Source organism: Vibrio sp. TRT 1302 (assembly GCF_050113875.1).
Lineage (GTDB): Bacteria > Pseudomonadota > Gammaproteobacteria > Enterobacterales > Vibrionaceae > Vibrio.
In genome coordinates, this window is sequence record NZ_JBNJOF010000003.1 from 325,761 (window position 1) to 343,117 (window position 17,357).

At 47.3% G+C, this 17,357-nt stretch carries 16 protein-coding genes; 14 read left to right on the plus strand and 2 right to left on the minus strand.

Annotated elements, in window-relative coordinates; translation table 11 throughout:
• Position 1 precedes the first annotated feature (1 nt).
• The 11 genes from ACQEXP_RS06600 to cspE all read left to right on the plus strand — a co-directional run bounded on the left by ACQEXP_RS06600 (position 2) and on the right by cspE (position 11,364).
• Positions 2 to 1,714 carry a glycosyltransferase family 2 protein gene (locus tag ACQEXP_RS06600; RefSeq protein ID WP_426968939.1) on the plus strand — a complete coding sequence of 571 codons (1,713 nt, stop codon included), beginning with the start codon at positions 2 to 4 and terminating at the stop codon, positions 1,712 to 1,714.
• Positions 1,695 to 3,248: an HAL/PAL/TAL family ammonia-lyase gene (locus tag ACQEXP_RS06605; protein ID WP_426968941.1), complete on the plus strand. Its 1,554-nt coding sequence runs from the start codon at positions 1,695 to 1,697 to the stop codon at positions 3,246 to 3,248. Before ACQEXP_RS06600 ends, ACQEXP_RS06605 begins: the two co-directional genes overlap by 20 nt.
• Entirely contained in the window at positions 3,248 to 3,697 is a 450-nt protein-coding gene (locus tag ACQEXP_RS06610; RefSeq protein WP_426968942.1) for an acyl-CoA thioesterase, read from the plus strand. Before ACQEXP_RS06605 ends, ACQEXP_RS06610 begins: the two co-directional genes overlap by 1 nt.
• Complete coding sequence (locus tag ACQEXP_RS06615) at positions 3,694 to 4,302, plus strand: LolA family protein (RefSeq protein ID WP_426968943.1); 609 nt, start codon at positions 3,694 to 3,696, stop codon at positions 4,300 to 4,302. The genes ACQEXP_RS06610 and ACQEXP_RS06615 overlap by 4 nt, the downstream gene beginning before the upstream one ends.
• Positions 4,274 to 6,619 carry an MMPL family transporter gene (locus tag ACQEXP_RS06620; RefSeq protein WP_426968945.1) on the plus strand — a complete coding sequence of 782 codons (2,346 nt, stop codon included), beginning with the start codon at positions 4,274 to 4,276 and terminating at the stop codon, positions 6,617 to 6,619. Before ACQEXP_RS06615 ends, ACQEXP_RS06620 begins: the two co-directional genes overlap by 29 nt.
• A complete protein-coding gene (locus ACQEXP_RS06625) occupies positions 6,616 to 7,236 on the plus strand; it encodes a DUF3261 domain-containing protein (RefSeq protein ID WP_426968947.1) in 621 nt (206 codons plus the stop codon). The genes ACQEXP_RS06620 and ACQEXP_RS06625 overlap by 4 nt, the downstream gene beginning before the upstream one ends.
• A 5-nt stretch (positions 7,237 to 7,241) precedes the next feature.
• On the plus strand, positions 7,242 to 8,429 hold the full coding sequence (locus tag ACQEXP_RS06630; protein ID WP_426968948.1) for a beta-ketoacyl-[acyl-carrier-protein] synthase family protein: 1,188 nt from the start codon (positions 7,242 to 7,244) through the stop codon (positions 8,427 to 8,429).
• Entirely contained in the window at positions 8,422 to 8,886 is a 465-nt protein-coding gene (locus ACQEXP_RS06635; RefSeq protein WP_426968949.1) for a hotdog family protein, read from the plus strand. The genes ACQEXP_RS06630 and ACQEXP_RS06635 overlap by 8 nt, the downstream gene beginning before the upstream one ends.
• Positions 8,883 to 9,608: a 3-ketoacyl-ACP reductase FabG2 gene (locus ACQEXP_RS06640; RefSeq protein WP_269375234.1), complete on the plus strand. Its 726-nt coding sequence runs from the start codon at positions 8,883 to 8,885 to the stop codon at positions 9,606 to 9,608. Before ACQEXP_RS06635 ends, ACQEXP_RS06640 begins: the two co-directional genes overlap by 4 nt.
• Entirely contained in the window at positions 9,605 to 10,828 is a 1,224-nt protein-coding gene (locus ACQEXP_RS06645; protein WP_269375235.1) for a beta-ketoacyl-ACP synthase, read from the plus strand. The genes ACQEXP_RS06640 and ACQEXP_RS06645 overlap by 4 nt, the downstream gene beginning before the upstream one ends.
• 323 nt (positions 10,829 to 11,151) lie before the next feature.
• Complete coding sequence (gene cspE, locus ACQEXP_RS06650) at positions 11,152 to 11,364, plus strand: transcription antiterminator/RNA stability regulator CspE (protein WP_138971153.1); 213 nt, start codon at positions 11,152 to 11,154, stop codon at positions 11,362 to 11,364.
• 83 nt (positions 11,365 to 11,447) lie between these two features.
• Here the strand turns inward: cspE and ACQEXP_RS06655 are convergent, their stop codons facing one another.
• A complete protein-coding gene (locus ACQEXP_RS06655) occupies positions 11,448 to 11,969 on the minus strand; it encodes a DUF2058 domain-containing protein (RefSeq protein ID WP_426968950.1) in 522 nt (173 codons plus the stop codon).
• A gap of 229 nt (positions 11,970 to 12,198) precedes the next feature.
• Here ACQEXP_RS06655 and speA point away from each other — a divergent pair, with 229 nt between their 5' ends.
• Both speA and speB read left to right on the plus strand, forming a co-directional pair.
• Positions 12,199 to 14,166: an arginine decarboxylase gene (gene speA, locus ACQEXP_RS06660; protein ID WP_426968952.1), complete on the plus strand. Its 1,968-nt coding sequence runs from the start codon at positions 12,199 to 12,201 to the stop codon at positions 14,164 to 14,166.
• On the plus strand, positions 14,167 to 15,093 hold the full coding sequence (speB, locus tag ACQEXP_RS06665) for an agmatinase (RefSeq protein ID WP_138971150.1): 927 nt from the start codon (positions 14,167 to 14,169) through the stop codon (positions 15,091 to 15,093).
• 73 nt (positions 15,094 to 15,166) lie between these two features.
• Here the strand turns inward: speB and ACQEXP_RS06670 are convergent, their stop codons facing one another.
• Complete coding sequence (locus ACQEXP_RS06670) at positions 15,167 to 16,192, minus strand: AraC family transcriptional regulator (protein WP_426968953.1); 1,026 nt, start codon at positions 16,190 to 16,192, stop codon at positions 15,167 to 15,169.
• Between the two features lie 145 nt (positions 16,193 to 16,337).
• On the opposite strand from ACQEXP_RS06670, the gene ACQEXP_RS06675 reads away from it, so the two are divergent.
• The gene (locus ACQEXP_RS06675; protein ID WP_426968954.1) at positions 16,338 to 17,351 is read left to right on the plus strand and encodes a DUF2804 domain-containing protein; all 1,014 of its coding nucleotides are present in this window, start codon (positions 16,338 to 16,340) and stop codon (positions 17,349 to 17,351) included.
• Positions 17,352 to 17,357 lie beyond the last annotated feature (6 nt).

The following is a 17,357-nucleotide window of genomic DNA, read 5'->3' on the forward strand; positions in this document are numbered from 1 at the left end:
GGTGGACAATTACCAGCCCTGTTTTCTTATCCCTTGCTATAACCATGGGAGCACTATTGCTGCTGTGGTGTCATCACTGAAACCTTTTGATTTACCTTTTATTATTGTTGATGACGGTAGCAATGCGAACACCAAACAGGCTCTTATCGACGTCGCTGAGCAAGACAATGTTACCTTAGTAACACTGGCGCAAAACCAAGGCAAAGGCGGCGCTGTGATGGCAGGGATCCGCCACGCGCATCAACTGAATTACAGCCATGTGATTCAGATTGACGCTGACGGGCAGCATGACATTGACGCCTTACCCGCACTGATTTCATGCTCACAACACAATCCTGATTGTTTGGTTTCTGGCCAACCTATTTATGATGATAGCGTTCCAAAGGCTCGTTTATACGGTCGCTATGCCACTCATGTTTGGGTCTGGATCGAAACACTATCTCTGACCATCAAAGACAGCATGTGCGGCTTTCGTGCCTATCCCGTCAACAAGACCATCGCTGTGCTAGACAAATATGACATTGGTACACGGATGGACTTCGACATCGAAATCCTTGTACGAATGTATTGGGAAGGCGTTGATATTGAGTTTGTTGAAACTCGCGTCATCTACCCTGAGGGGGGAATATCCCATTTTGATGCGCTTTGGGATAACGTCAAAATCAGTTGGATGCATACGCGACTGTTTTTCGGCATGCTGCCGAGAATCCCCCAGCTAATCGCCCGTAAGCGCCGAAAAAACAACAGTGATGATCAGCCGCACTGGTCGAAACGACAAGAGCAAGGCACGATCTTCGGTATTAAGCTGTTGCTGGCGATCTATAGTTTGCTGGGTCGCAAAGTCTTTAATCTGATCCTGAAAGTGGTCATTGGCTATTATCATCTCGTCGGTAAGGATGCAAAGCAAGCATCAGAAATTTACCTCTCGCAACTCAAGTCGTACGCACAGCAGCACTCTTTCGCGTTACCAGAAAAACTCGACAGCTATCATCACCTGCTGTCGTTTGGTCATACCATGCTTGATAAATTAGCGGCTTGGAAGGGTGACTTCAGTGTCGAGAACCTAACCATTCATGGTCAGGAAAACTTTCAACGTATGGTCGATAACAAACAAGGGGTTGTTATTCTCGGCTCTCATCTGGGTAATATCGAATTGTGTCGTGCGCTTGGGCGTCGCCATTCTCATATCAAGATCAATGCCTTGGTGTTTACTGAGCATGCGGAACGCTTTAACAGCGTGATGAAAGCGGTTAACCCTAGTTCTGAGCTCAATCTGATTCAGGTCAGCTCTATGGGGCCCGATACGGCGATTCTCTTACAGCAAAAAATTGAGCAAGGTGAATGGATTGTGATCGTTGGTGATCGCACATCGACCAGCAAAGAGAGCCGTTCGGTGTGGGCAGATTTTCTCGGTAAACCAGCGCCTTTCCCGCAAGGGCCTTTTATGCTGGCGGCTATTTTGAAAGCCCCCGTTTATCTACTGTTTGGACTTCGCGATGACAGTAGCGATAAACCGCATTTTAACGTCTACTTTGAGCCGTTTAGAGAACAAATCGTGCTGCCACGCAAAGAGCGACAAGCAGCATTACAACAGGTTGTGCAAGACTATGCCCAACGTCTGCAACACTACACCCTGCAAGCGCCACTGCAGTGGTATAATTTTTTCAATTTTTGGACATTAAGTAATCAGCAAGATGACGATGCAAAACGATAACACCATTACGTTTGGCGCACAGGCGCTGAGCATAGAAGATGTAGTTGCCATTGCCCAAGGTGCCAATGCTAGCCTCAATAACTCACCAGAATTCACCACTAAAATTGACAAAGGTGTTCAGTTTCTTGAACGATTGTTGAAAGAGGAAGGCGTCATTTACGGCGTAACCACAGGTTATGGTGACTCTTGCACGGTTGCGATTCCACCGAACCTAGTCGATGAACTTCCGCTTCACCTCACCCGTTTCCATGGCTGTGGTCTAGGCGAAGTACTATCGCACGAACAGGCGCGAGCCGTGCTCGCCACACGATTATGTTCATTAGCCCAAGGGGTTTCTGGGGTAACACACGATTTGCTCAACCAGATCGTTACTCTTATCAACCAAGACATTTCTCCTCGTATCCCACAAGAAGGCTCAGTAGGTGCAAGCGGTGATTTAACACCACTCTCATATCTTGCTGCCGCTCTGATTGGGGAAAGAGAGGTCATCTATAAAGGTGAAGTCCGCCCTACCGCTGAAGTCTACGCCGAGTTAGGCATTGACCCTATTCATCTTAAACCTAAAGAGGGCCTCGCCCTGATGAATGGCACGTCAGTCATGACCGCTCTCGCTTGTTTGGCATACAAACGCGCAGAATATCTTGCTCAACTGTGTACCAAGATCACCGCGATGGTTTCCGTCGGAATGCATGGCAATGACTTTCACTTTGATGAAGCACTATTTGCGGTGAAACCTCACCCTGGTCAACAGCAAGTTGCTGCATGGCTCCGTGCCGATCTCAACGCCGAACGTCCTCCGCGCAACAGTGACCGTCTACAAGACCGTTATTCACTCCGTTGTGCACCGCATGTGATTGGTGTCGTTCAGGACTCACTGCCGTGGCTACGCTCAATGATCGAAAACGAACTGAACAGCGCTAACGATAACCCAATCATTGACGGTGAAAACGAACGCGTGCTGCATGGCGGCCACTTCTATGGCGGTCATATTGCTATGGCGATGGATACCCTCAAGACGGGCATCGCTAACCTTGCGGATCTGCTCGATCGTCAAATGGCACAACTCATGGACTATAAGTTCAACAATGGCTTGCCATTTAACCTAACGGGAGCAGAGGGTGAACGTAAACCGATCAATCACGGCTTCAAAGCAGTGCAGATAGGTATTTCAGCTTGGACAGCAGAAGCGTTGAAGCACACCATGCCAGCCAGCGTTTTCTCTCGCTCAACTGAATGTCACAACCAAGACAAGGTCAGTATGGGTACGATTGCCGCTCGTGACTGTTTGCGTGTCCTCGAATTGACCGAACAAGTCGCTGCGGCGTCGTTGCTTGCAAGTATTCAGGCCGTAGAGATTCGTCGCCGTCACAATGAACTTGATGAGCACCATATGAGTGACAACCTCAAGATGATTCGTGATGCGGTATTAAATGAATTTGAATTTGTCGTAGAAGATCGTCCACTTGAGCACGACCTTCGCCACTTTATTGCTCGAATTCAGCAACGCCACTGGTCACTCTATCCGGAGGCTTAATGGAGCAAGCAATCCAATTTCCACTCGAATCTGAGGTGACTTTGGTCACCTCGTTTCAAGACGCTGACCCTATGGGTGTGATTTACCACGGCAACTACTTTCGCTTTTTTGAAGAAGCGCGCCGCGTCATGATGGAGAAGATCGACTACGGTTATCTCGCGATGAATGAATCTGGCTACATGTGGCCAATCATAGATACGCGCGTTAAGTACGTGAAAGCGATTCCTTTCAATCATCAGATTCGCGTAACCGCCAAACTGACTGAGTGGGAGAATCGACTGCGTGTCGATTACCTAATCTTCGATGCTGAAACTGGTGCGAGAATGTGTAAAGCGCACACCACACAAGTTGCAGTCAGTATCAAAGAACAGGAAATGTGCTTTGCTTCACCGAAGATCTTTATCGATAAAATTGAGCATTGGCATCAACACGGGAGAATCGCTCAATGAAAAAGTGGTTAATGATCGCTTTATTAGCACTCTCCCCCTTTAGCTGGGCGCAAGTGACGGATCTTTCCTCGCTGCAAACCGAGTTAGCCAAAAGCGCAACTGTTCGCGGTGACTTTACTCAACTTCGTCATCTTGAGATGTTTGAACAACCGTTAAGTTCGCAAGGAAAGTTCACGCTAAACAAAGCACAAGGGTTATTGTGGCAACAAACTACACCCTTCCCTGTTCAGTTAGTTCTGACACAAGATAAGCTACGCCAAACATTTGCCGGACAAGCGCCTCAGATTATCACGGCAAAAGAGAACCCAATGGCGTTCTATTTTAGCCATGTATTCCTAGCGGTTTTCCATGGTGATACGGAAGCACTACAAGAGCAGTTTGATCTGAATTTTGCCATCAACGAAGGACAATGGACGCTTAGGCTAACACCAAAACAAGCCCCTCTAAACTCAGTATTCGAGTCTATAACCCTGACAGGAGAGCAGGATATTGATGGCCTGATATTGCAGGAAATTCGTGGTGACAAGACCGAAATTCTCTTTACCAACCAGACTCATCAGCCAGAGAGCCTAAGTGATGCGGAACAAGCGCAATTCAGTTTCTGACGATGCAATCCGCCAAAGCTTAGGTGGCAAGAACATAGCAATAGCTTGGCTTGGCCTAGTGTTGCTTTTTCTTGCCCTGCTGGCTAAACAGTGGATTTGGTCAGCTCAATCTCCCATTGAGACCAACATCTTAAAGTTGCTGCCAGAAAACCAGCAAAACCCCATTGCTGAGCAAGCGTTTGAAACCGTTTCGAATAACTTCAGCGATAAAGTCGTCTTTGTTCTTCGCACTCAGAAAGACGACCAGCTTTTTGCTGCGGCTAATGCTCTTGAGGAGGCTCTGTCCGATACTGGACTGTTTACGGAAGTCACTGGAAAAGTGTCAGCCGAGCAACAGAAGCAGTGGGCGAGCTACTATTTTCAGCACCGTTTCCAACAGCTCACATCCGAGCAACGCCAACGTCTCATGGCAACACCGGAGGCTCAGGTTCAGTACGTCGTCCAATCGATCTATAACCCATTTTCTGGCGTCACTGGCAATGAACTCGCCAGCGATCCATTTTTGTTGTTTCGTGACTATCTTGGCCAGTTAACTCAACAAAGTTCCGCCTTTAGCATCGACAACGGATACCTGACAACTCAGCATCAAAATCAGAAGTATGTGCTGATCACGGCAACACTCAAAGATTCTCCTTACAGCCTCAATGCCCAAGAGGGTGTATCCCAAATTGTTGATATAGAGCAGCAACTGTCCACGAAGTATCAGGCTCAGACGCTCCACACGGGTGTGCTCTTCTACGCCGAGTTTGGAACTAAGAGTGCGAAATCAGAAATCAGCACCATTGGTCTTTTTTCGCTATTGGGTGTCATCGTTTTGGTGATCGGCGTATTCAGAAGTGGCGCGCCACTGATGCTAGCGCTGCTATCGATCAGCATCGGTTTAGTCGCGGCCCTTGCTGTCACCACCGAGCTGTTTGGGCGAGTACATCTGTTTAGTCTGGTGTTTGGTGCCAGTCTGATTGGTGTCTCGATAGACTACGCATTCCATTACCTTACGGAACGCCTTGCTGCTGGACACAGTTGGGATAGCCGTAAAGGGCTGAAACATATCCTTGCGGCCATTTCGATGGGACTGGTCACCAGTTTGATAGGATATCTGGGTATGCTGATCGCACCTTTCCCAGGTCTACAGCAACTTGCCCTATTCTCGTCGATTGGTTTAATTGCAGCCTACGCTACGGTTGTCGCTTGGTATCCGATTCTAGCCAAACGCCCCACCGCGTCTCGACCTTTACCGGGCAACTGGCTATGGCAACGCTGGCTGGCGCAATGGGAAAAACCGAGCTTTAAACTAACCATGCCAGCAATCTGTTTAGTTGCCACATTATTTCCTCTGACTGCGCTGCACTACGATGACGATATCCGTCAACTTCAGGCCATGCCAGATAGCCTCAAATTGCAGGAGCAGCAGATCAACGAAATCAGTGGGCTGCAATCTTCCCAACAGATGTTCGTCGTGACCGCCAATGATGATGAGTCATTAATGCAGCGCCTTGAATCACTCCATTCGACCCTAGACCAATGGAAACAAGAGGGCTCGATTGAAGGTTATCAAAGTCTGACTCAATATCTTGGTTCTATCGCGCGTCAACAGAGTGATTACCAGTTAATCGAAAATCTGTACGCGTCACAGGGGGACAAACTGAGCGATACACTTAAGCTCACATCTGTGCCCTTACTAGCAGAACCGTTTAAGCCGGTCACTCTGCAAGAGTATTTGCAGCAGATTGTCTCTGAGCCTGTGCGCTTCTTATATGTAGGGAAGATTGAGCAACAAGTGGCCGCGATCGTTGTACTCTCTAAACTCAACAATGTCGAAATCGTGAAACAATTTGCACTCGCTCATCCCGAAATAAGCTACCTCAATAAGGCAGAAGAGATCTCTACTCTGTTTGGCGAGTACCGCGTCAAAGTCATTGAGCTATTGGTCATCGCCCTCGCGGTGATTAGTGGTTTACTGGTCAAACGTTACGGTCTCAAACACGCAGTGCTAATACTCATCCCTTCCCTGATTGCTTGTCTTGTGGGAATAGCGACAGCTGCAATGCTCGGTTCAACCCTAAATTTGTTCAATTTACTCGCACTTATTCTCATAATTGGGATTGGCATCGACTACACACTATTTTTTGCTGAAAAAGCGCGTAGTCCAAGTACATTACTGGCGATCACTTTATCCGCTCTGACAACGTTACTCTCTTTCGGGTTACTGTCACTGAGCCAGACACACGCCATTCATAGCTTTGGAATTACAGTTCTTAGCGGAATTTTTGTCGCTTGGCTGCTGTCTCCACTCGCAATTAATGAGGAGAAACAATGAAGCGCACCACTTTGGCGAAAACACTGTGCTCAATAATGCTTGGGGTCGTACTGAGCGCTTGCAGTTCCACTCCGCAAAGTACAACTCCAACCGTAGTGGTCGCCAAGCAGACCCAAGTAAACCTACCGATCCCTGCGTCGCTAGGCTATTCACTGACGGCTAGCCAATTAATTGAAGCGCAGTGGCAAAACGGAGAGCAAACTCGTAGCGAGCAATTGCCCGTACAATTGCAAGTCTCGCAAGATAAACTGGTTCTAGCTGGTTTTTCTTCTTGGGGAACACGGATTTTGTCCCTTACCTATCAAAACGATAGCATTTCAACGGATGTGATGAGCGGTCTTGGAGGCGTCTTGCCACAACCAGAACAAGTGCTATTTAATCTGATGATCACGCTCTGGCCGAGTTCTGCTTGGGAAGCCCCTCTAAATAAGGTAAGGTGGCAAATGATTGATGGAAGCAATTCCAGAGCGATATTCGATAGCGTCGGTGAAAAGGTCATTGACATCCATTACAGCAACAAGGACAGGCTAGTGGGTGAAATTACCTTTAATCACTTAATCGACAACTACACTGTAAAAATAAAAACGCTGCAATTTAGTACAGCCCCAACTAGATAGCCATCATGCTGACACACGTTTCTAAACCGATTTTTATTCAAGACTGTGGCTTTCATTCCGCGATGGGATCAGACGTATCCCAGATACATCTGTGCCTGTCCGGCCAACGAGCCTCAAATATGGTGGTCGATGACCATATCCTCAATACGGGTACTTCCACCGTAGTCGGTCGTATTGATGACCCACTTCCAGAGCTCCCTTCTCAGCTCGCGGAGTTTGATACACGCAACAATCGATTGGCTCTCTCAGCAATAAAGCAAATTGAGCATAAGGTTCGCTTAGCGATCGATGAGTTTGGCCCGTCAAGAGTTGCCGTTGTCATAGGAACCAGCACCTCTGGGATTGCCGATGGCGAGATCGCATATCGACAGAAACTTGAGAGTGGAGTCTTCCCTGAACACTACCACTATCGTAAGCAGGAGCTAGGCAACACCAGTGACTTTGTTGCTGCCTACTTCGGGATCACAGGGCCATGTTACGCAATCTCTACCGCATGTTCGTCCAGTGGTCGCGTATTTATCACAGCGCAACGATTACTGCGTAGCGGACTCGTCGATGCAGTCATCGTCGGCGGCGTAGATACGCTTTGCCGCTTAACTCTCAACGGTTTTAATGGTCTGGAAGCACTTTCAAATACACTTTGCCAGCCATTTAGCCAAGCAAGAGACGGTATCAATATTGGAGAATCAGCCGCCTTGATGTTGTTGAGTTATCAACCATCTAAGGTCGCTCTGTTGGGCGCGGGCGACAGTTCTGATGCCCACCACATTTCGGCACCTCACCCTGAAGGAAATGGTGCAGAGCAAGCGATGCAAAAAGCCCTCAATGACGCAGGACTAGCGGTAGGTGACATTGGATATATCAATGCCCATGGAACGGCAACACCACTTAATGACAGCATGGAAAGCAAAGCGATTCATCGCTTATTTGGCGATCGAGTAGTGGTCAGCTCGACCAAACCTCTAACCGGTCACACCCTCGGCGCAGCAAGCGCTACCGAAGCCGCCATTGCATGGCATATTTTGAATTACGACTTAGATCTACCCATTCAGCATTGCCGTGACAAAGCCGCGGATATCGAAGTTTCACTGGTTGAAACGGCGACCAAATTGCAGGGTAAAGCCATTTTAAGCAACTCGTTTGCATTTGGTGGCAATAATATCAGTCTCATCTTTGGTTACATCCATGACTAACTATCCTCCTATCGCACAGCTACTGCCGCATGATGAGCCGATGATCCTTATCGATCGTGCGCTAGACATTCAACAAGACACCATCCACTGTCAGGTGGAGATTGGTGCAAAGAATCCATTTTATAATGCTGACACCAGCACTCTTCCTGCATATGTAGGAATTGAGTTTATGGCTCAATCCGTCGCGGCTTGGTCAGGCTATCACGCCATTCAACAAGGTGCAGAACCCCCTATCGGCTTCTTGCTTGGGAGCCGTCGATACATTTCCCATTGTGATGCGTTCCAAAACGGTCAACTGCTCGACATCTATGCCGAGAAAATGATGGAAGATAATGGTATGGCGGTCTTCTCTGCGCGTATCGAGTTTGAACAACAGACCGTCGCGAGTTGCCAGTTAAATGTATACGTACCTTCAGAACAAAAATTACAAGAAATGAAAATCAGGAGTCACCAATGACCCGTCAAGTTTTAGTTACAGGCGCAAGTAAAGGCATAGGCCAAGCAATCGCAATTCAGTTGGCAAAAGATGGGTTCACCATCGCCGTTCATTACATGGGTGACCAACAAGGTGCTCAGCACACCTTAGACACTATTATCGAAAATGGTGGCAATGGTCGTCTGATCCAGTTTGATATCAGTAATCGCGAAGAGTGCCGAAATAAACTAGAAAGCGATATCGCAGAGCATGGCGCTTACTATGGTGTGGTGAACAACGCAGGCATTACGCGCGACACAGCATTCCCAGCGATGACAGAAGAAGAGTGGGACGGTGTCATCCATACCAACCTCGACAGTTTTTACAACGTGCTTCACCCATGCGTAATGCCAATGGTTCAAAAACGCAAAGGGGGCCGCATTGTTACGCTTGCTTCTGTCTCTGGATTGATGGGAAATCGCGGCCAAACTAACTACAGTGCAGCAAAAGCGGGCGTTATCGGCGCGACGAAATCCCTAGCACTTGAACTGGCGAAGCGAAAAATCACCGTCAACTGTGTGGCTCCGGGTCTAATTGATACTGGTATGGTTGATGAGCATGTAAAAGAGCACGCTATGCCGCAAATTCCACTTCGTCGTATGGGTGAGCCTGAAGAGGTTGCCGGTCTGGTGAGTTATCTAATGTCTGATATTGCAGGTTACGTTACTCGCCAAGTAATTTCAGTTAACGGAGGTCTGGTATGAGTCGTCGTGTTGTCGTAACGGGCATGTCTGGTGTTACTGCTTTTGGTAACGATTGGCAATCCGTAGAACCAAAACTCAGAGCGTGTCAAAACGCCACTCAGTACATGCCAAGCTATGAGCAGTACGAAGGCCTTAATACTAAGCTTGCCGCGCCTGTAGACGATTTTGAATTGCCAACACACTACAAACGCAAACAAGTTCGCGGAATGGGTCGTGTCTCTAAACTGGCGACCGTTGCGACTGAAAACGCGCTGCAACAAGCGGGGCTAATCGGAGCAGAAGTTCTGACGAATGGACAAACTGGTATTGCCTACGGTTCATCAACGGGCAGTACCGATGCGATCGGTGCCTTTGGCGTGATGCTCAATGACAAAACGACCAAAGCAATTACCGCGACTACCTATGTACAAATGATGCCTCATACAACCGCGGTCAACGTCGGATTGTTCTTCGGTCTGAAAGGACGAGTGATCCCAACCAGCAGTGCGTGTACTTCAGGCAGTCAAGCCATTGGTTACGCCTATGAAGCAATCAAGCATGGTTATCAAACCATCATGGTTGCGGGTGGAGGCGAAGAACTGTGCCCAACTGAATCCGCGGTGTTTGATACTCTTTTTGCTACCAGTTTGAAAAACGACGCGCCTAAAAGCACACCTAGACCTTATGACACTCATCGCGATGGCTTAGTGATTGGTGAAGGGGCTGGTACTTTGATTCTCGAAGAGTATGAACATGCTAAGGCTCGCGGCGCTAAGATCTATGCTGAAATCATTGGCTTTGCCAGCAACTGTGACGCAGCCCATGTCACCCAACCGCAGATGGAAACCATGCAAATCTGTATGGAGATGGCGTTAGAAAATGCAGGCATCAAAGCGGAGCAGATCGACTATGTGTCGGCACACGGAACCGCTACTGATCGTGGTGATATCGCAGAGAGTAACGCAACAGCCAACGCACTAGGCAAGGTGCCAATCAGTTCTCTAAAGAGTTATTTTGGTCATACTCTTGGGGCCTGTGGTGCGATTGAGGCGTGGTTAAGCCTAGAGATGATGCACACTGGTTGGTTCAGTCCGACATTGAACTTAGACTCCCTTGATGAGCAGTGTGGCAACCTCGATTACATCACCGGCAATGGTCGAGAGTTAGAGGTCGAATATCTGATGAGTAACAACTTCGCCTTTGGTGGCATCAACACTTCGATCATCTTTAAGAAAATCTAAGTTAAGCCTCCGGAATAAAAAGATTTTCTCTTAGGTTATCGTTTTACTCAATTAAAGCCCTCAATGAGGGCTTTAATATTAATTTGAACAAAAAATAATCAATTTTAGCAAAATATCTCTTTACAACCGCGTGGAATGAGGTAAGATTTCCCTCGCTCTGCAATTCAGAGTTATTAGTGAAACTGCAAGTCAAAAGTAAATCCTTAGAATTCCTGCGTTACCGGCGTTATCTCTGTGTTTCCCTTAGCTTCATTGTTACATTAAATAGTTCAAATTTTCAGCGCATAAACGAAGATTAATTCAATTTATATAAGGGACAGATTATGTCTAACAAAACTACTGGTATCGTTAAATGGTTCAACGAAGAGAAAGGCTTCGGTTTCATCACTCCTGAAAACGGCGGCGCTGACGTATTCGTACACTTCCGTGCAATCGCTTCTGAAGGTTTCAAAACTCTGAAAGAAGGTCAACACGTATCTTTCGAAGTTGAACAAGGTCAAAAAGGCCCACAAGCTGCTAACGTTGTAGCTGCTTAATTTTAGATTGACCTTAGCGTCATCTATTTAAGATTTTAAAAAACCAGCCCTAGTGGCTGGTTTTTTATTTGTCGGTATTTTTTCTACCACATCAAATCATCTGGCACGACAAAATCAGCGTATGGATCATCTTCTGCTGGAAGGTCTTCAGCTGGCGCATTCTGCTCAATGATCACACTCTCATCACGCAACGCAATTTTCTTGGCGACACTGCTAGGAATCACAACGTAAGACTCTTCACTACGCGCAATAGACAAGATCCCTTTTGCCAGTTGATCACGAACTAGAGACTCAACATAAAGAGATTTTACTAACGTGCCATCAGTAAAGTTGTACTTGATGTCACCGTCTTTGAGATCGATTTTATTCATCTCGATCAGCTGTTTAATTTGCGCCTGAATTTCTTTGCTCAAGCGTTGTTCTTTCTGTTCATTGCTCAGCGCTTTATCACGTTCTTGTTGCTGACGTTTATTCTCTTCAACCGCCGCTTTGACTTCACGTGCTTGAACACGCGATTTTTTAGAACCTTTCTTCGCTTTTTTAAGCTTTTTCTCGTTCACCAAGCCCGCTTTTAGCATTTGCTCTTGGAGTGTTAATTTTGCCATGTTTCATCCAACACTATTCAATTTGTGCCCATTTTAGCGGTTCAACCTAGCCAAATAAAGGTTAGTCTTGCGATTGAATTTCACTAAGTCCAGATAAAGTCTCTAATATAACTCACAGAGTTCATATCCAATCGTGGCGACAAAATTGTTTTGTTAGACTCAAGCTAATATTTATCCGTTAATGCGCTCGACACGACGGCTTTTAACCCTACCCAGCCCCGTATCAGGTATGATTTCAGGCCATTCTGAATCATGTTTTTTTATCTCTGTCTTTGTGAGATTTGATGTGGAAAACATTTCCAAACTTGACCGTGTTCGCGCTGATTACAATGTTCACTACTGGAGCCAAGGCTTCTATGGTATCGACAACCAGGGTGAGGTGTATGTATCACCTCGCAGCGATAACGCGCACCAAATTCCATTGAGTAACATCGTTTCGCAGCTAGAGCAAAAGCAACTCAACCTGCCAGTACTAGTTCGATTCCCACAGATTTTGCACCAACGCGTGCATGGTATTTGCCAAGCGTTTAACCAAGCGATTGAAGAAAACCAATACCAAAATAACTATTTGTTGGTTTATCCAATTAAGGTTAACCAGCAAAAAGAAGTTGTTGACGAAATTCTGGAAAGCCAAGCTCAGTTGGAAACAAAACAACTTGGTCTTGAAGCTGGCAGTAAGCCTGAATTGCTCGCTGTACTCGCACTGGCGCAAAAAGCCAGCTCAGTGATCGTATGTAACGGTTATAAAGACAGAGAGTACATCCGCCTTGCGCTGATCGGCGAGAAACTGGGCCACAAAGTCTTTATCGTACTAGAGAAGCTTTCTGAGCTTGATTTGGTACTAAAAGAAGCTGAAAGTTTAGGCGTTAAACCGCGTCTAGGTCTCCGCATCCGGCTCGCTTCACAAGGAGCGGGCAAATGGCAATCAAGCGGTGGCGAAAAATCGAAGTTCGGCTTAGCCGCTTCACAAGTATTGACCGTTATCGAACGTCTAAAACAGGAAGATCAGCTAGATGCGATGCAACTGGTGCACTTCCACCTTGGCTCACAAATGGCCAACATTCGCGATATCCGCAATGGCGTTAATGAGTCTGCTCGCTTTTACTGCGAACTGCGTGCGATGGGTGCAGGCATCAAATACTTCGACATTGGTGGTGGTCTAGCGATTGATTACGATGGTACTCGTAGCCAATCATCAAACTCGATGAACTACGGTCTGATCGAGTATGCTCGCAACATCGTGAGCACTGTAGGCGACGTATGTCAGCAGTATGAACAGCCAGTTCCTGTTATTATTTCAGAGTCAGGTCGTTCTTTAACTGCTCATCATGCGGTATTGATCACGAACGTTATTGGTACGGAAGCGTATCATCCAGAGCATGTGGTTGCACCCGATGCAGAGGACCCAACTTTGCTACAAAATATGTGGCGTAGCTGGGAAAACCTCCAAGATGGCAGCGATGCACGCGCTCTGATCGAGATCTATAACGATACTCAAAGTGACTTAGCAGAAGTGCATTCTCAGTTTGCGACTGGCGTACTGAATCTTCAGCAACGTGCATGGGCAGAGCAGCTTTCGCTTCGAATTTACTTCGAACTAAGCCGCCAAATGAGCAATAAAAACCGCTTCCATCGCCCAATTCTGGACGAGCTGAACGAGCGACTAGCGGATAAGTTCTTTGTTAACTTCTCGCTGTTCCAGTCTCTACCGGATGCTTGGGGTATCGATCAAGTTTTCCCTATTCTGCCTCTATCAGGTTTGGAAAATGTGGAAGACCGTCGCGCGGTCATGTTAGACATCACCTGTGACTCAGATGGTGCAATTGAACAGTACGTTGAAGGTCAAGGCATCGAAACTACGTTGCCAGTGCCTGCTTGGAACAAAGATAAACCATACTTAATGGGCTTTTTCCTCGTTGGCGCGTACCAAGAGATCCTTGGTGATATGCACAACCTGTTTGGTGATACTCACAGCGCGGTTGTCACTGTTGACGACACGGGCAACACGGTCATTGAACGTATAGACGTGGGTGATACCGTTGAGGACATGATGCGTTACGTTCATATCGACGTCGATAAGATTCGTCACCACTATCGTGAACTGGTTGCCGAGCGCGTAGAAGCGAGCGAGCAGAAAACCGTTCTAGAAGAATTAGAAGGTGGCCTAGCGGGTTACACCTATTTAGAGGATTTTTAAATGAATGATTTGTTCACTAAGACTGATTATTCACTCTACTCAAACTCGATGAGTTTTATGCGCAAGCCGTACCTGCGCAACCCTGTTTCAGCCGACGCCGATTTGGTGGTATTCGGTGTGCCGCTAGATATGGCGACATCAGGTAGACCAGGTGCACGTATGGGGCCGGATGCGATTCGTCGCGCGTCAGTTAATCTGGCTTGGGAAGGCAAAAAATTCCCATGGAACTTCAACGTCTTCGATCGTGCGAAAGTTATCGATGCGGGCGACTTAGTGTTTGATTGTGGTGATGCTGAAGATTTCACATACCGTTTAGAAGCGGCAACCAGTGAAATCCTAAAAAGTGGCAAGACCATGTTAGCTTTGGGTGGCGATCACTTCATCACTTTGCCGATTTTACGCGCTTACGCGAAACATCACGGTGAGATGGCTCTGATCCACTTTGACGCACATACCGATACTTATGCTAACGGCAGCAGCTATGATCATGGCACCATGTTCTATCATGCGCCAAACGAAGGGCTGATTTCACCGAAGCATTCGGTTCAGATCGGTATCCGTACTGAATACAAACAAGATGGTCATGGCTTCAACGTTATCAACGCGATGGAAGCGAACGATCTGAGCGCAGAAGACATCGTAGCACGTGTTCGCGACATCATTGGTGATAAGCCAGTGTATGTGACGTTTGATATCGACTGTCTCGATCCAGCCTTCGCTCCGGGTACAGGAACACCCGTTTGTGGCGGTCTGAACTCAGATAAAGTGTTGAAGATTCTACGTGGTTTAGCTGGCATCAACGTTGTTGGTATGGACGTAGTGGAAGTCTCTCCACCTTATGACCAAAGTGACCTTACAGCGCTTGCAGGAGCCACCATTGCTCTTGAACTGATGTACGTATGGGCTTCTAATCGCGAAAGCGAATAATCTTAAAGCTCATCCACTTATCGACCCAATGCCAGCATTTTTGCTGGCATTTTTTCTATCTGTGCCGCTAAATTTATGTTCTGAAGTGTTGGGGAGTTGTTCCTGTCCAACGCTTAAATGCTCGACGGAAATTAGCGCTATCACTGTAGCCAAGGCGAAACGCAATCTCTTCTACCGTTAAACGCGTCCCAACCAGATACTCCTTAGCCAGATCGGCACGCACTTCATTCAAAAGCTGCTGATAACTCGTGTGGCACTGTTCCAATTGCCGCCTCAGCGTTCTCTCAGAACATCCGAACTGAATCGCAAGCCGCTCAATGGTCGGAAACACCCCCGCACTTTGGTACAGAGTGGCTTTAATTTGATTGGTGAGTAGGTAGGGTGACTGGAGAGCCGATACCAATGAATCGCAGGATTGGAGATAGTGACTCAACGTATCCGCGTTGTGAGTCGTCAAAGGAAGCGCTAACTGCTCGGCATCAAACCGCAGTACTAGCTCATCCTGATTGAACTTCACCTGACAAGCAAAGCGCTGCTGATACTGGCTGTGATATTCAGGAGCAGCGTAAGGGAGGTGAATCGCTGTCACGTTAAGCTCGCATCCCGTTAGCTCCAAGAATAGAGAGGCTATTGAGCTAAGGAAGTACTCACTACAAAATGGCAGCATGTCTCCGACATCAAGGACATTTTCAAGCCGAATGGCGGCGGTCGCTTTTTCCACTTCAACCGTCACCGAAAATACCGGCCCATTAAGGTCTAGGTATTTAAAGCCCGTGTTGATCGCATCCTGCACCGTTCTGCTGCTGAGGATCGCATAACCAAGAATGCCAAAATGACTTAATGTTGCATGCTCTCCCACCCGTAATCCCAACCCTAGGCTTGGCCACTGCCGATGAACATGAGCAAACAGCTTGAGCTTGTCGGCATAGGTGATCTGGCTCTGTTCACTGTGCCAATCTATCTCGGCTAAACCCACCTCTCTGACGAGTGACTCAGGTCTAATACCGAAGCTTTCCACCACATTGAGCAGCAAAGCGATGTCCATGACGCCGAGTTGGTGCCTATGGTCTGTAGGTTGATATTGGGCGATGACTTGCACGTACTAAAACTCTCCTTTGCCTCAGCTTATCCGATGATGACGAGAAAATTCGTGATCCACACAAAGCAAATGACCGGAAATGACCTGACAATCCTCTCAAATATCAACCAAACTGGCTCAAATGTTAATTAAATGTACACAGACAATGTATCCGAGTAGACCTGCACCAGAGACATTAATCAAACCAGACGGACAGCCAGTGTATGGTCACTTTGATGGCATACCCAAACAGTTAGGTGTTGAGTATTTTGACTACCGCAATGTCATGGATCGCCGTATCGGTGCACTAGGTAAATACTTCCACTACAAACAGTTTCAGTTTGTTAGCCTGTTCACGCCTCGCTATATCATTGGTATCGCCGTAGCGGATATTCGCTATATGAGTTCTGCCTTTTGCTACCTCTATGACCGCGACAACAACGCTCTGGTTGAGCAAACTTGGCTGCGTCCCCTCGCGCTCGACAAACAGATGACGCCCTCTTGTTATCACGGCAAAACGGCAATCGCCAAAGACAAGATCCAATTCATTATTGAGCATGGTCGCTGGCATATTAAGGCCACTAGCCGTCACCTAGCGCTTGATGTTCTTTTGCATCCACCAGCTGATAGTCTGCCTTTATCCGTCACCACTCCTACAGGCTATTCGGGATGGACTTATACCCAAAAACACAATGCATTACCGGTAACGGGGCGTTTGATAATCGACGGCGAAGAGCAGAACTTGACCCATGCGTTGGCGGGCTACGACTTTTCCGCAGGCTATATGCGTCGCGAAACCAGTTGGCGTTGGGCGAGCATCAATACCGAGATACAAGACACCACGTTAGGGCTGAATCTCGCGGCAGGCGTGAACGAAACGGGCAGTTGTGAGAATGCCTTGTGGGTCAATGGGCAACGCCAATTACTGGTTCCGGTTCATTTTCAATTTAGTCGCCAGCATATTGAGCAACCATGGCATATTTACTCAGAGAATGGTCAGATTGAACTGACCTTCACACCACTCAACAAACGCAGTGAGAAACTCAATTTTTGGCTACTCAAGAGTAACTTTCGTCAGTTCATTGGCCACTTCTCGGGTGTGATTACGGACAACGAGGGACGACAGCACACGCTCAACAACGTGCTTGGCTTAACCGAAGACCACTACGCCAAGTGGTAGCAATAA